This is a genomic window from Pararhizobium mangrovi (genome assembly GCF_006516965.1).
GTDB lineage: Bacteria > Pseudomonadota > Alphaproteobacteria > Rhizobiales > Rhizobiaceae > Pararhizobium_B > Pararhizobium_B mangrovi.
Window position 1 is genome coordinate 32748 of record NZ_VHLH01000002.1, and the last position, 14103, is coordinate 46850.

The following is a 14103-nucleotide window of genomic DNA, read 5'->3' on the forward strand; positions in this document are numbered from 1 at the left end:
ACGGCCTGACGCTCGGGCATCGTGGGCACGACGGGTAAAGGACGACGACCATGAAAGAGCAGGTTTTCGCGCCACGCATCTGGCATCTGGCGCACGAGCGCACGCTGACGCTCGGGCCGAAGGCGCTCGTCATGGGGATCGTCAACGCCACGCCGGACTCCTTTTCCGACGGCGGGCGCTTCGCGACGACCGAGGCTGCCGTCGAGGCGGCCCTGCGCATGGCGGAAGCGGGCGCCGACATCCTCGATATCGGCGGCGAATCGACCCGGCCGGGCGCCGAGCCGGTCTCCGCCGAGGCGGAACAGGCGCGCATCCTGCCGGTAATCGAGGGCATCGCAGCGCAGACGCCGACGCCGATTTCCGTCGATACCTATCGCGGCGAGACTGCAAGGCGCGCGATCGAGGCCGGCGCGCACATCGTCAACGACGTCTGGGGCTTCCAGCGCGACCCGCAGGTCGCCGAGATCGCGGCTGCGATGGGGGCCGCCTGCGTCGTCATGCACAACGGGCGCGAGCGCGAACGCATGGCCGACGTCGTCGAGGACCAGTACGCCTATCTCGACCGCTCGCTGGAAATCGCGCGAAACGCCGGCCTTGCGGATACGGCGATCGTCCTCGATCCGGGCTTCGGTTTTGCCAAGACCGCGAAGGAAAACGTCGCGCTGATGCGTCGTTTCGGTGAACTCCACCGGTTCGGTCTGCCGCTTCTCGTCGGCCCCTCGCGCAAGCGCTTTCTCGGCGCGTTGACCGGCCGCGCTGCCGGCGAGCGCGATCAGGCGACGGCCGCCGTTTCGGTAGCGCTGCGGCTTGCCGGCGCGGCGATCTTTCGCGTTCACGACGTCGCGGCCAACCGCGATGCGCTGGCCGTTGCCGATGCGATCGTCGCCGACGACGAACCGGCTCTCGAGTGCCAAGGCGAGGGCGAAAGCTGATGGCGACCTACACGATCACCCTTTCGAACTGCGTGTTTTTCGCGCGCCACGGCGTGCACGACGAGGAAGAGGTGCTCGGCCAGCGATTCTTCGTCGACGCCGAGCTTTCGGTGGAATGCGGCGACGGGCTTGCGAGCGATACGATCGAAGGCAAGCTCGACTACGCGATGGCTTTCGCCGAGATCCAGCGCATCATGACGGGCAAACGCCGCCGGCTGATCGAAACGCTCGCTCACGACATCGCCAGGGGCCTGTGCGCCGCCTTCGAACCGGTGACATGGGCGAAGGTCACCATCAGAAAGCCGAACGCGCCGGTACCGGGCATCCTCGACCATGTCGCGGTGACGGTGGAATGCTCCGCGTGAAATGCCGCCGATGACGGGCTGGACGCAGGCCGCGCTCGGCCTCGGCGGCAATGTCGGCGATCCGCCGTCGGCGATGGCCCGCGCGCTTGCGATGCTCGATGCCCGCGCGGACTGCGCGATCACGGCCGTATCGCGCCTTCATCGTACGCCCCCTTGGGGGAAAACGGATCAGGCGTGGTTCGTCAACGCCTGCGCACTCTTGGAAACGCGCCTCGAACCGCTCGTGCTGCTCGAAGCGTGCCTGGAGATCGAACGGGCACTAAAGCGGGTTCGCGGCGAGCGCTGGGGACCGCGGACCATCGATATCGACGTGCTGACCTACGGAGATGCGGCGCTCGCCATGTCCGGCCTCACGCTCCCGCATCCGCGCATGACGGAGCGTGGCTTCGTCCTCGTTCCGCTCGCCGAGATCGCCCCGGACCTCGTGGTCGATGGGCGGACGGTCGCCGAATGGGCGGAGCATGCGGAGCGCGCCGGTATCGAACCGGCAAGCGACGACGCGCAGTGGTGGAAGGGCGCGTCCGACGGATAGAACGCCGCCTCGTCGGCCGGACTTCGCCTACCGGTTCGCAAGCGCGGGCGAGGCGCCGATGCGCTTGAGCGTCATGCCGATGACGGGAACCATCTGCTGCCCGACCTTGACGGAAACCGTAACGTTCAGCGTATCGGGACCCTTGAGGCTTGCGACCATGGCGCCGTAGAGATCCCGCCGATTGATGCCGACGACCACCTTTTCCGGCTCGACCCGGCCGGAAATCACGTCGAGGCCGTCATCGCCGCCGCCGCCCATGAACTGGCCTTCGTAGCCATTGCTTCCATGGATGATCACGGCCTTCATGTCCTGATCGAACAGGCCGACCCGGCACTTGCCACCCATGGCGATGCCGGTGCGGCCGTCGGCGAGCGTGTCGCCGTCGAGGGAGCAGGTAAAGCGCGTTCCCTTGTACTTTCCTGCGACGATGCGGCCGGGCCCGGTCCAGGTGCCGGCGACGGCATCGAAGAACGCGGCGTCGGTGTCGTGGGTCCCGGCGGCATGCGCAGGAGTGCCGTGGCCTTGCGCCAGAAGGCCGGCCGCACAAAGGCCGACCGCTGCGAACCGCTTCGCTGACAGCATGGGATCCATCCGATCGTTTGTCGATGCGGGCAAGCATCGGCCGGAATGGTTAACGGCCGGTTGATTGCCGATCGCCATGTGGGCCTGCGCCACGGCGTGCGCGCCGTTCCTCGCGCACCCGCTCGGCCTCGGCGCTCGCCGCCAGATCGCCGATGAATTCGCCGACCTTCGGACGGCGCAGCGCACGGAACGGCATGGGCCGGCAGAGATCCATCGCCGCGATGCCGATGCGCGCCGTCATCATGCCGTTGACCACACCTTCGCCGAGACGCGAGGACAGCTTCGCCGCGACGCCGTGGCCGAGGATCTGCTGCACGATGCCGTCGCCGATGGCGATCGATCCGGTCACGGCGAGATGGGCGATCGTGTCGCGCATCAGCTTCACCATGCCGAAGGCGCCGGGTCGTCCGCCATAGAGCGTCGCCATGGCACGCACGAGCCGAACCGCCTCGTAGGCGACGTAGAGAATGTCGAGGACGGCGCGCGGGCTGACGGCGGTGACGACCGAAACGCGCCGGGCCGTTTCGAGAATGCGCTTTCGCGCCACGCGGTCGAGCTGCGTGAGAAGCTCGGTCTCGGCGAGGTCGATGAGGGCAGGGCCGTCGACCACTTCGTCGGCGAGATCACGCAGCGTCGCGCGACCGGAAGCGGTTTCCGGCCGATGGGCGAGCAGGGCCGCGACCTCGTCGCTCGCCCGGCGCGCCTTGCGTGCCGAGCGTTCCAGCGTCGCCTCCTCCACGGATCGCTTCAGCGCCTGGATGCCACGCAGTCGGTAGATCGCGATCACTTCGCGTGCCATCGCGACGAGGAGGGCGGCAAGGCCGATCGCGACGAGCGCCAGCGTCGCCCATGCGAGCGCCGGTACCCGCTCGAAGAGGGTGCGGATCAGATCGTCGATCCAAAGGCCGACCGCGATCGATACGACGATCGAAAAGGCGCCGGCAGCGAGCTTGGCGAAGGAGAAACGCTTGCGTGGGGTCCTGAGCGCAGCCGGCGACAACGCATCCTCGTCCGAGCCGATGAAGGGGTCGTCCTCGTCCGGGACGATCTCCGGCGGCACCACCGCGATCGGCCGGCGCGCTGGATGATATTCGGGCCGTTCGGCGTCCGGCCGTACGGCTTCGGCCGCGGGTTTGTTCGCGGCCTCGCGCGTGTCGCGGTCGGTGTCGTCCAGGCGAAAGGCGGCGGGGCGCCGGCGGTTCGGGTCGTCGCTCATGCCAGCCAGTCTCCGAGCAGGAATTCGAGCGCGCGGTCGAGCCGGATATGGGGCAGCGAAAGCGTCGCGCCTTCGGCCGTGCGTTCGAGCTTGGGCGGGCGGAAGCGCACGAAGTTGAGATCGGGCACGAGCGGCGCGTGTTCGTCACCGTGAGGATCGGCGAAGAGGAAATCGGGATTTGCCGGAAGGTCGCCGGGAAAGACCCCGGTCCGCGAATGGCCGTCGAACGTCTCGCCGCCGATCTTCTCCCCGGCAAGCGGTGTTCCGACGATGAGCGGCAGGCGCTCGCCGTCGCGTTCGATCTCCGATTCGCGCGTCGCCCGCACGGCGGCAAGCGCCATGACCTCGAGGTCGGCCCCGGCGAAATCGATCCGCTCGCCGGCACGGTGAACCAGACGCCGCACGATCGTCTCCAGCCGGTCGTGGCTTTCGTGATGCAGGTGATCGGCCTTCGTCGCTCCGATCAGGACCCGGTCGATGCGTCGCGTAAGCAGCGAGGCGAGCCAGCTCGACCGTCCCGGACGGAAGCACGAGAGGATGTCGGCGAGCGCGCGTTCGAGGTCGACGACGGCTTCGTGGCCGGCGTTCATCGCCTGAAGCGCGTCGACGAGGACGATCTGCCGGTCGAGCCGCGCGAAATGGTTGCGGAAGAACGGCTTCACCACATGGGTCTTGTAGCTTTCGAAGCGTCGCTCCATCATCGCCCAGAGCGAGCCGCGCGGTGCCTTGCCCGCAGGCAGATCGGGCAACGGCGCGAAGGTGAGGGCGGGCGACCCTTCGAGGTCGCCGGGCATCAGGAACCGGCCGGGCGGCAACGTCGAGAGTGCGCGCGAATCGGCTTTGCATGCGGCGAGATAGGCCGCGAAGCTTTCGGCGAGTGCACGTGCCTGCCCTTCGTTTTCCGCTTCCTTCGGATCGATCCGGCCCGTGAGCGCGAGCCAGTCGGCCGCAAGATCGGCCCGCGCGGAGGAACGGGCGAGCGCCGTCGCCTGCTCGCTGAAGGCCCGGAAGTCCTGCCGGAGGAGCGGCAGGTCGAGCAGCCATTCCCCGGGATAATCGACGATGTCGATCGACAGCTTGCCGCCGGAAAGCAGCCGGCCCCAGGCGCGCGCCGTCTCGTATTCCACGGTCAGGCGAAACTGGGAGATCGCGCGTGTGGAGTCCGGCCAGATGCGCTTGTCGACGAGCGCCGAGACGTGATCCTCGTACTGGAAGCGCGGTACCGCGTCGTCGGGCTGCGGTTCGAGATAGGCCCTGGCGATCCGCCCGGACTGCTGCGCCCGGAACATCGGCAGGCGCCCGCCATGGATCAGATTGTGCGCCAGCGCGCCAATGAAGACCGTCTTGCCGGCGCGCGAAAGACCCGTGACGCCAAGGCGCATGGTCGGTTGAACGAGCCCCGCCGTTCGGTCGGCGAGGTTGTCGAAGGCGATCCGGGCGTCGTCGGAAAAACTCGTCAGCGAGGCAGGCAATTCGGGGGCGGCTCCGGTATCGGGGCAAACGGCAAGGCGGGGCACCCGCATCGTGCGACACGGTCGCGCGCATATAAGACCGCCCGGGCGCGCTGAAAAGGAGCCGGCGACACGCTGCGCGCCCCGGTTGACGCTTTTGAGAAGGCGAACCCTTCCGGCAATGCAGCCAGAGCGGGCATTGCTGCCTATCCGCGCGCCATCACGAAGCTGTCATATTTTTATCAGCGTAAAGAATGGGATATTCCGAAAACCTGAGATCGTCAGGCAACGGGAAAGGCGCATTTTTGCGCTTGTAAGGCACCCGGGCGAAGATTATACACCGCCCAAAAAAGATAACTGTGTGAGCGGGAGAGTTGTGTTGGCTGAAAACAGGGATCTTTCCTCCTACATTCCCTCGGACGACGAGGAGTTCATGAACGCCGATCAGCGGGCGTATTTCCGTGCGAAGCTCTATGCCTGGAAGGAAGATATCCTGCGTGAGGCACGCGAAACGCTCGGGCATCTCGCGACCGACAACTCGAACCATCCCGACGTCGCCGATCGCGCATCTTCCGAAACCGACCGGGCGATCGAGCTTCGTGCCCGCGACCGGCAGCGCAAGCTGATCGCCAAGATCGACGCCGCGCTCCAGCGCATCGAGGAAGGGACGTACGGCTACTGCGAGGAGACCGGCGAGCCGATCAGCCTCAAGCGCCTCGACGCCCGGCCGATCGCCACGCTTTCGCTGGAAGCGCAGGAACGCCACGAGCGACGCGAGAAGGTCTATCGCGACGAATGATGCCGAGCGCGGGCGGGGCGTTCGTCCGCCCTACCTGCGGTTGGTGATTTCGCCGAGCAGCTTCGACATTTCGGCATCGACGGCGTCGTCGCGTTCGTCGCCCGTTCCCTTCGATGCGGTGCGCTCGCGTCCCTCCGGTTTCGGGTTCGGCGCGGAACCCGCACGCGCCTGGCGTGCATTCGCGTCGGAAAGAACATCCTCGAAGGCGCGATCCGGCGCCTGCCTTTCGCGCCGTTCGTCTCCCGGTTCGTTCCGTCCTCGCGGCCTCGTATCCGTTGCGGACGAGCCGAAGCTTTCCGTCTCCGCATAGGCCTGCGCATGCACCGGAGCCGGTGAATGGCCCGGCCGGGCGTCCGTCATGTGCGATCCGTCCTCGTTCGAACCGAAGACACGCGAGCGCTGGCTTTCGAGAACGCCGGCGACGTCCTGGGGAAGTGGGGCGGGTTCAAAAGCGTTCTCGTCCCGGTTCGCGGCCTCCCGCCTTTCACCGGTCCTTCGTTCCCGAACCTCCGGCTGCGATGCGTCGCTCGATGCGGCGACCGAACGGAAGCTTTCATCCCGGGCCGCGCCATTCGCCGGCAGCGCCTGCCGGTCGGTATCCGCCACCCGCTCGCGCGACGCCGGGACGATCTCGTCGTCGGCCGCATGCGTCGCTGCAGGGATACCGCTTTCGACGATGAGGTCGCCCGGTCCGCCGACCATGACGAGATGCTCGACGTCGTCGCGCCGAATCAGCAGAAGGCGGCGTCGCTGGTCGACCGCAACGGAATCGACGACGGCGAGGCGCGGTTGCCGGTCGCGTCCGCCGCGGCGGCGAATCCCCGGCCCGACGCGCCCGCGCCAGGCCCGCGCCGCGAGTGCGAAGGCGACGAGCGCGAGGCCGACGACGATGGTCGCGGCGACGAGCTTGATGCCGAGGGATGCGTCGAGGTCGGGGAACATGCCGTCTCCATAGCGCCGGATCGCGCGACCCGAATGCCGCCTGCACCGGGTGCCCATGGGGTGCCCATGAAGCCTTTCGTAAACCCTCCAGAGCCTTTGAGGCTCTTTTTTGGCGTCATTGCACAGATTTTCGAAGCTACACAGTGGTGAGCGGCGTGCGAAAATGGGAATAACGGTGAACGGCAGACCAACGCGAATCGGAGTGCACGGCGCGCCCATGTCCGGACTCGAAACTTCGCCCGCTCCGATTTGCGGAAAGACCGGCAGTACGCCTGCGCGCCGATCGCCAGGGTTTCGGCGGGCCTCTTGATGGCGCGTGAAACCGCACAGAAGGGCACGGCACGGCCCGAGCCGATCGTCGATCGCGGCACGCATCCGCGTACCGCGCCGCGCCTCGTCCTCTTGGCGATCATCCTGATCGCCGCGGCAGGCGCCTTCATCGTCTATCAGGACCGGCTCGACAACGAGGCGATGCTCGCGCTCCTCGGCGTGCTCGCCATGATGGGCATCTTCTTCCTCGTCTCGGCCGTCATCGGCTTCATCCAGGTGATGCCGCATTCGGGGTCCGACCCGCTGGCACGCGCCTATCTCGACGCGCACCCGGACGGCATCGTCATCACCGATGCCGGCGATCGCGTCATCTACGCCAACCAAGCCTACGCACGGCTGACCGGCGCCTCGAACGCGCGCGAACTCCAGACCGTCGAAGGCATGCTCTCGCGCTTCAAGGAATCGACGGAAGCGGTCTACCGCCTGACGAATGCGCTTCGCGACGGCAGGGCGGACCAGGAAGAGTTCCGCCTGATGCGTTCGCTCGACGTCCAGGCGCGGGGCGAGGGCGCGCACTGGTATCGGCTCGGCGCGCGCCCGCTCGAGACCGGCCGTCGCGGCGAACCGCTGCGCGCATGGCAGCTTTCCGACATCACGCGCGAGCGGGAAGACCAGGAGCGCTTCTTCAAGGAACTCCAGCACGCGATCGACTATCTCGACCACGCGCCGGCCGGCTTCTTCTCCGCCGGAGAGCGCGGCGACATCGTCTATCTGAACGCGACGCTCGCCGATTGGCTCGGTATCGACCTCGCCCGCTTCCGCCCCGGCGCGATCTCGCTCGACGAACTGGTCGCCGGCGAGGGCATGTCGCTGATCGACAGCGTGCGCGCCGAACCCGGCGCCAACCGCACGGCCATGCTCGACCTCGACATGCTGAAGGCGAGCGGCCAGAGCCTGCCCGTGACGCTTCTCCACCGGGTTTCGGCGACGCGGGACGGGGCGCCCGGCGAAAGCCGCACCATCGTGCTCGGCCGCGGCGAGACGGGCTCGGCGGTGGCCGGCGGAAGCGCTGCGGAGATGCGCTTCACGCGCTTTTTCAACAACACGCCGATGGCGATCGCATCGGTCGACGCGGACGGGCGGATCCTGCGCACCAACGCGCCGTTCCTGAAGATGTTTTCCGGCGTCATCTCGCTCGACGAGATGGACAACGGCGCGCAGTTCGAGATCGTCGTCGGCCGCACCTCCCTCGACGCGTTCGAGACGGCGCTCGCCGCCGCCCGCGACGGGCAGGGCGAGATCGCCCCCGTCGAAGCGCGCCATCCCGGAAACGACGAGCGCCACGTGCGCTTCTACGTCAACGCCGTGATCGACCGGGCCGGCAGCGAGCCGGAGGAGGCCGCGATCATCTACGCCGTCGAGACGACGGAGCAGAAGGCGCTCGAAAACCAGATGGCGCAGACGCAGAAGATGAACGCGGTCGGCACGCTCGCCGGCGGCATCGCACACGATTTCAACAACGTGCTGACCGCCGTCCTGCTTTCCGCCGATCATCTGCTGTTGTCCCTGCGCCCGTCGGACGCGAGCTTCGCCGACCTGATGGAGATCAAGCGCAACGCCAACCGGGCGGCCGTGCTCGTGCGCCAGTTGCTGGCCTTCTCGCGCAAGCAGACGATGCGCCCGACGGTCCTGCAGATGACGGACGTGATCGGCGACCTGCGGATGCTCGTCGACCGGCTGACGGGCACGAACGTTCGCCTGGTGATCGACTACGGCCGCGATCTCTGGTCGGTGAAGACCGATATCGGCCAGTTCGAGCAGGTCGTCATCAACCTTTCGGTCAACGCACGCGACGCCATGCCCGAAGGCGGCACGCTGACCATCCGGCTGCGCAACCGGCCGGCCGCAGAGGTGCGCGAACTCGGCCTGCGCGATCTGCCCGAAGCCGACTACGTGCTGATCGAGGTCGAGGACGAGGGCAGCGGCATCGAGCCCGAGGTCCTGGAAAAGATCTTCGAACCGTTCTTCACCACCAAGGAAGTCGGCAAGGGCACCGGGCTCGGCCTCTCGATGGTCTACGGCATCGTCAAGCAGTCGGGCGGCTACATCTATCCGGATTCGCAGGTCGGCCGCGGCACGACCTTTTCCATCTACCTTCCCCGTCACATCGAGGAAGCCTTGCCGGAAGGCGAGGATGGAGCGGCGGGCTCCCCTCAACAAACGGTGCCGACCATTGCGGACACCGACGACGAGCCCACGGACCTCACCGGCGGCTCGGCCGTCGTCCTGCTCGTCGAGGACGAAGAGGCGGTGCGCCGCGGCGGCAAGCGCATGCTCGAAACCCGCGGCTACGTCGTGCACGAGGCGACGTCGGGCGTCGAGGCGCTGGAGGTGATGCGCGAACTCGACGGCCAGGTCGACGTCGTCGTTTCGGACGTCGTCATGCCGGAAATGGACGGCCCGAGCCTCCTGCGCGAGTTGCGCAAGGACTATCCGGACCTGAAGTTCATCTTCGTTTCCGGCTATGCCGAGGACGCCTTTGCGAAGAACCTGCCTGCGGACGCCGAATTCGGCTTTCTTGCCAAGCCGTTCTCGCTGAAGCAGCTGGCGGTATCGGTGCGCGAGATCCTGGACTAGTCCTGCCCCAGTAGCATCATCAAGCCGCCGCAATTGTTGCGATAAAGGCGTTCCGGGTCACAAAGCGAGGGAAATCTGCCCATGTCCAAGCCGATCACGTTCAACACGCTCATCATGAAGCCGGTCAGGTACAAGTCGATCATCGCGCTGACGACTTCGCTCGCGCTGCTCGGCGCGTGCACGACCGACCCCTATACGGGCCAGCAGAAGATTTCGAACACGGCCGGCGGCGCGGCACTCGGCGCCGCTGCCGGTGCGGGCCTCGGCCTGCTTGCCGGCGGCAACGACCGGCGCAATGCGCTGATCGGTGCGGGCATCGGCGCGCTCGCCGGCGGTGCGGTCGGCAATTACATGGACCGGCAGGAGGACCAGCTTCGCGCCGAGCTTCGCGGCACGGGCGTATCCGTCACGCGCGAGGGCGACCGGATCATCCTCAACATGCCGTCGAACATCACCTTCCAGACCGACCAGGCGGACATCCAGTCCGGCTTCTATCCGACGCTCAATTCGGTCGCGCGGGTGCTGCAGAAGTTCGACCGTTCGCTGGTGAACGTCTACGGCTTCACCGATTCGACCGGTTCGGATTCCTACAACTACGATCTGTCGCAGCGCCGGGCGCAGTCGGTCGGCAGTTATCTTTCGAGCCAAGGCATCGATCCGCGGCGCCTCGACGTGCGCGGCTTCGGCGAAACGCAGCCGATCGCCTCGAACGACACCGAAAGCGGGCGTGCCCAGAACCGTCGCGTCGAGATCGAGATCGCGCCGCTGCGCGAAAGCTGAGCCGAAGGGCGACAGACGCGAACGATCAGTGCAAGCGTGAAAGATGCCCGGTTCGTCCGGGCATCTTTCGTCAGGCGGCGAGCGCCACGGCGATCCGTGCGGCAAGGCGCGCATTGCTGCGGACCAGCGCGATGTTCGTCGCGAGGCTTCGACCGTCACTCAGACGATAGATTTCGGACAGCAGGAAGGGCGTCACTTCCTTGCGCGCGATGCCCTGACGCTTCGCCGTATCGAGCGCAGCGGCAATATGCGCTTCCATCTCGCTGCGCGGGATCTCGTCGGCCGCGTCCACCGGATTGGCGACCAGCATGCCGCCTTCGATGCCGAGCCGTTCACGCGTCGCCTGGAAACGTGCGATCGCCGGCGCATCCGGCAGGGTCAGCGGGCTCGGCAGCCCGGAATCACGCGACCAGAACGCCGGAAAGGTCTCGCTCGCGCAGGTGACGACCGGCACGCCGCGGGTCTCGAGCGCTTCGAGCGTCTTCGGAATATCGAGAAGCGCCTTGGCACCGGCCGATACGACGAGGACGGGCGTACGTGCCAGTTCGTCGATATCCGCGGAGATGTCGAAGCTTTCCTCCGCACCGCGGTGGACGCCGCCGATGCCCCCCGTCGCGAAGACGCGGATGCCTGCCATCTCGGCCGCGATCATCGTCGCGGCGACGGTGGTCGAGCCGGTCCGGCCTTCGGCGATCGCGTAGGCGAGGTCGGCGCGCGAAAGCTTCAGGGCGTCCTTCGTCTGCGCGAGTGCTGCGAGGTCGTCGTCTCCCAGGCCGATATGCAGCCGACCGTCGATCACGACGATCGTCGCCGGCACGGCACCTTCCTCGCGGATGAGAGCCTCGACCCCGCGCGCCATCTCCAGATTGCCGGGCCACGGCATGCCGTGGGTGATGATCGTCGATTCGAGGGCGACGAGCGGCTTGCCGGCGCGCAGGGCATCGTTCACCTCGCATGAAACATGGAAATTCGCGGTCTCTTCGCTCACGGGTATTAGGTCCAATCGATCGGCAGGGAGGGGAAGTCTCGTTTCAAAACAGGCGTTCGGCGGGAGGAACGGCATCGTCGGCCCCTTCAAGCGCCATGCGGTCTATGGTCGTCGGTGCCGCGGCATGCGAGGACACGGCGAAGGCTGCCGCGGCGGTGCCGAAGCGCAGCGCCTCGGCAGTCGAGGAGCCGGCGAGCGTCGCGTGGACGAAGCCGGCCGCAAGCGCATCGCCAGCCCCCGTCACGTCCGCCACCCGGTCGAGAGGTGCGGGCGGGACGTGCCAGCATCCGCCACCGTCGAACGCGCAGGCGCCTTCGCTGCCGAACGTGATCACCCCGCGCGCGAGGCCCTTCTCGGAAAGGATGCGGGCGAGCGCGCCGGGTGCGGTTTGTCCAGTATCGCCGAGCGTTCGGGCCTCGGCGGCGTTCATGAAGAGCCCCGAAAGGCTTCCAAGGACCGGCCGCAACCGGACGACCTTTGCCGGCGAGATGGCGATCGCGAATAACGGTACGTCCGCGCCGGCGCAAGCGGCGGCAAGCGCCTTCAGCGTTTCGCCGGGAAGGTTCGCATCCGTCACGACCGCCGGGGCGGCCGCGATCGCATCGCGCAGGTCGCGGCGCATGATCTGTTTCGGGCCGAAACGGTCGTAGAGCGCCATGTCGGCGAGCCCCACCACGAGGTCGCCGTCGGCGCCGAGAATGGCCGTATAGGTCGGGGTCGCGCGGTCTAGAAACGTCAGAGGTGTATCGAGGATCCCTGCCGCAGCGGCTGCCTCGGCAACGATCTCGCCGGCCGGATCGCCGCCGCGCGGTGCGACGAGGCGAACCGAATGGCCGAGCCGGGCCAAGCTCGATGCGGCGTTGAGGACACCACCACCGGCTTCCGCCCGCCAGGTGCCGGGATTGCTGGCGCCCGGACGGGTCGCCCCGGCCACGGTGCCGCGATAGTCGACATGGGCACCGCCGATCGCCAGAAGGCAGGGGCGTGTCGGATCGGTCATGCGTCCCTCGATTCCGGCATCGTGCGCATCGGCGCGCACGACGATGCGCGCTGCGAACGGGTGGCAGGGCGGCTTCATACGCTGGACCAGCTCCGGGACTCAAGGCCGGAACGCGCCTGCCTGCAAGACGCGGCATGGCGCATGTTCGCGCGGGGAGCCCGTGCGCCATCCGAAAGACGTCCGCCGATGGTCTTTTCGCGGCTTTTGTTCTAGGTAGATCAGTAGGCGTCGAGCCTTCCGACGGGCGCGCCGAGGCACGATATCAAGGGTAAGGAGGAGACCCGATGTCCGATTCCCGGTTTTTCAGCATCGATCGGCCGATCGCGTTCGAAAGCGCCGACAGCGACACGGCGCTCGCCTTTCGCCATTACGACAAGGACCGGGAAGTCGCCGGCCGGCGCATGGAGGACCATTTGCGGTTTTCCGCCTGCTACTGGCATTCCTTCACCTGGCCGGGCGGCGACCCGTTCGGCGGCGAGACGTTCCTGCGCCCGTGGATGCACGGCGACGACGCCATGGCGATGGCCCGCAGCAAGGCCGATGTCGCCTTCGAGATGTTCCGCCTGCTCGACGTGCCGTTCTTCACCTTTCACGATGCCGACGTCGCGCCGGAAGGCGCTTCGCTCGCCGAGTTCAACGACAATCTGAAGGCCATCACCGATCTCTTCGCGCAGAAGATGGAGACCGCCAGGGTCGAACTGCTCTGGGGAACGGCCAATCTCTTTTCGCATCGCCGCTACATGGCCGGTGCCGCGACCAACCCGGATCCGGACGTCTTCGCCTACGCCGTCGGGCAGGTGAAGGCGGCGCTGGATGCCACGCACCGTCTCGGTGGTGCGAACTACGTTTGTTGGGGCGGCCGCGAGGGTTACGAGACGCTGCTGAATACGGACATGAAGCGCGAGCTCGATCAGCTCGGCCGCTTCTTCACGATGCTCGTCGACTACAAGCACAAGATCGGCTTCGAAGGGCCGATCCTCATCGAGCCGAAGCCACGCGAACCCACGAAGCACCAGTACGATTTCGACGCGGCGGCGGTGCACGCCTTCCTGCAGAAATACGACCTCCTCGGCGAAGTGCGCGTCAACCTCGAACAGAACCATGCGATCCTCGCCGGGCATTCCTTCGAGCACGAGATCCGCTACGCCTTCGCCAACGATCTCTTCGGTTCGCTCGACGTCAATCGCGGCGACGATCTTCTCGGCTGGGACACCGACCAGTTCGCCATGGATGTCGGCGAACTGAAGCTGGTGTTCCACGAACTGCTGAAGCACGGCGGCTTCACCACGGGCGGGCTGAACTTCGACGCGAAAATCCGCCGTCAGTCGATCGATCCGGACGATCTTCTCCACGCTCATATCGCCTCGATGGACGCTTGCGCGCAGGGCCTGCTCGGCGCCGCGCGCATGCTGGAAGAGGGCGCGTTGGAAGGCCCGCTCGCAAAGCGCTACGCCGGTTGGGACACGGCCGAAGCGCAGGCGACGCTTGCCGGCGAGCGGACCTTCGAAGAGATCGCCGAGCGGGCCCGCACGCTCGATCCGCAACCGGTATCCGGCCTACAGGAATATCTCGAAGGCATCCTCAATCGGTATTGAACGGGTCGGCAGTA

The 14103-nt window shown here is 67.0% G+C and carries 13 protein-coding genes; 7 read left to right on the plus strand and 6 right to left on the minus strand.

All coding sequences use genetic code 11. From position 1 onward, the window contains the following. Nucleotides 1-50 precede the first annotated feature (50 nt). The 3 genes from folP to folK are packed head-to-tail and all read left to right on the plus strand — an operon-like array spanning nucleotide 51 to nucleotide 1829. The gene (gene folP, locus FJU11_RS01820; RefSeq protein WP_141165310.1) at nucleotides 51-932 is read left to right on the plus strand and encodes a dihydropteroate synthase; all 882 of its coding nucleotides are present in this window, start codon (nucleotides 51-53) and stop codon (nucleotides 930-932) included. Beyond that, nucleotides 932-1297 carry a dihydroneopterin aldolase gene (folB, locus tag FJU11_RS01825; protein WP_181408005.1) on the plus strand — a complete coding sequence of 122 codons (366 nt, stop codon included), beginning with the start codon at nucleotides 932-934 and terminating at the stop codon, nucleotides 1295-1297. The genes folP and folB overlap by 1 nt, the downstream gene beginning before the upstream one ends. 1 nt (nucleotide 1298) lies before the next feature. Beyond that, nucleotides 1299-1829, plus strand: a complete 531-nt coding sequence (gene folK / locus FJU11_RS01830; RefSeq protein WP_141165311.1) for a 2-amino-4-hydroxy-6-hydroxymethyldihydropteridine diphosphokinase — start codon at nucleotides 1299-1301, stop codon at nucleotides 1827-1829. A gap of 27 nt (nucleotides 1830-1856) precedes the next feature. Here folK and FJU11_RS01835 read toward each other — a convergent pair whose 3' ends face one another. From FJU11_RS01835 to FJU11_RS01845, 3 genes are read right to left on the minus strand one after another with little or no spacing between them, the layout of a single operon-like run. Then, entirely contained in the window at nucleotides 1857-2411 is a 555-nt protein-coding gene (locus tag FJU11_RS01835) for a hypothetical protein (RefSeq protein WP_235890757.1), read from the minus strand. A 49-nt stretch (nucleotides 2412-2460) separates the two neighbouring features. Further along, nucleotides 2461-3636 (minus strand): YcjF family protein, encoded by a 1176-nt coding sequence (locus FJU11_RS01840; RefSeq protein WP_407946650.1) that lies wholly within the window; start codon nucleotides 3634-3636, stop codon nucleotides 2461-2463. Further along, nucleotides 3624-5150, minus strand: a complete 1527-nt coding sequence (locus tag FJU11_RS01845; RefSeq protein ID WP_181408006.1) for a YcjX family GTP-binding protein — start codon at nucleotides 5148-5150, stop codon at nucleotides 3624-3626. The genes FJU11_RS01840 and FJU11_RS01845 overlap by 13 nt, the downstream gene beginning before the upstream one ends. Nucleotides 5151-5457: 307 nt before the next feature. On the opposite strand from FJU11_RS01845, the gene dksA reads away from it, so the two are divergent. Next, the gene (gene dksA / locus FJU11_RS01850) at nucleotides 5458-5877 is read left to right on the plus strand and encodes an RNA polymerase-binding protein DksA (protein ID WP_141165313.1); all 420 of its coding nucleotides are present in this window, start codon (nucleotides 5458-5460) and stop codon (nucleotides 5875-5877) included. A gap of 30 nt (nucleotides 5878-5907) precedes the next feature. Here the strand turns inward: dksA and FJU11_RS01855 are convergent, their stop codons facing one another. Beyond that, on the minus strand, nucleotides 5908-6819 hold the full coding sequence (locus tag FJU11_RS01855; RefSeq protein ID WP_181408007.1) for a flagellar biosynthetic protein FliO: 912 nt from the start codon (nucleotides 6817-6819) through the stop codon (nucleotides 5908-5910). A gap of 309 nt (nucleotides 6820-7128) precedes the next feature. Here FJU11_RS01855 and cckA point away from each other — a divergent pair, with 309 nt between their 5' ends. Next, nucleotides 7129-9726, plus strand: a complete 2598-nt coding sequence (cckA, locus tag FJU11_RS01860; RefSeq protein ID WP_141165315.1) for a cell cycle histidine kinase CckA — start codon at nucleotides 7129-7131, stop codon at nucleotides 9724-9726. 114 nt (nucleotides 9727-9840) lie between these two features. Continuing rightward, on the plus strand, nucleotides 9841-10506 hold the full coding sequence (locus FJU11_RS01865) for an OmpA family protein (RefSeq protein ID WP_141165441.1): 666 nt from the start codon (nucleotides 9841-9843) through the stop codon (nucleotides 10504-10506). A gap of 70 nt (nucleotides 10507-10576) precedes the next feature. Here the strand turns inward: FJU11_RS01865 and FJU11_RS01870 are convergent, their stop codons facing one another. Then, nucleotides 10577-11494, minus strand: a complete 918-nt coding sequence (locus tag FJU11_RS01870) for a pseudouridine-5'-phosphate glycosidase (RefSeq protein WP_407946648.1) — start codon at nucleotides 11492-11494, stop codon at nucleotides 10577-10579. Nucleotides 11495-11537: 43 nt separating this feature from the next. Next, complete coding sequence (locus tag FJU11_RS01875) at nucleotides 11538-12494, minus strand: carbohydrate kinase family protein (RefSeq protein WP_407946651.1); 957 nt, start codon at nucleotides 12492-12494, stop codon at nucleotides 11538-11540. Nucleotides 12495-12778: 284 nt separating this feature from the next. Here FJU11_RS01875 and xylA point away from each other — a divergent pair, with 284 nt between their 5' ends. Continuing rightward, nucleotides 12779-14089, plus strand: a complete 1311-nt coding sequence (xylA, locus tag FJU11_RS01880; protein ID WP_141165318.1) for a xylose isomerase — start codon at nucleotides 12779-12781, stop codon at nucleotides 14087-14089. Nucleotides 14090-14103 lie beyond the last annotated feature (14 nt).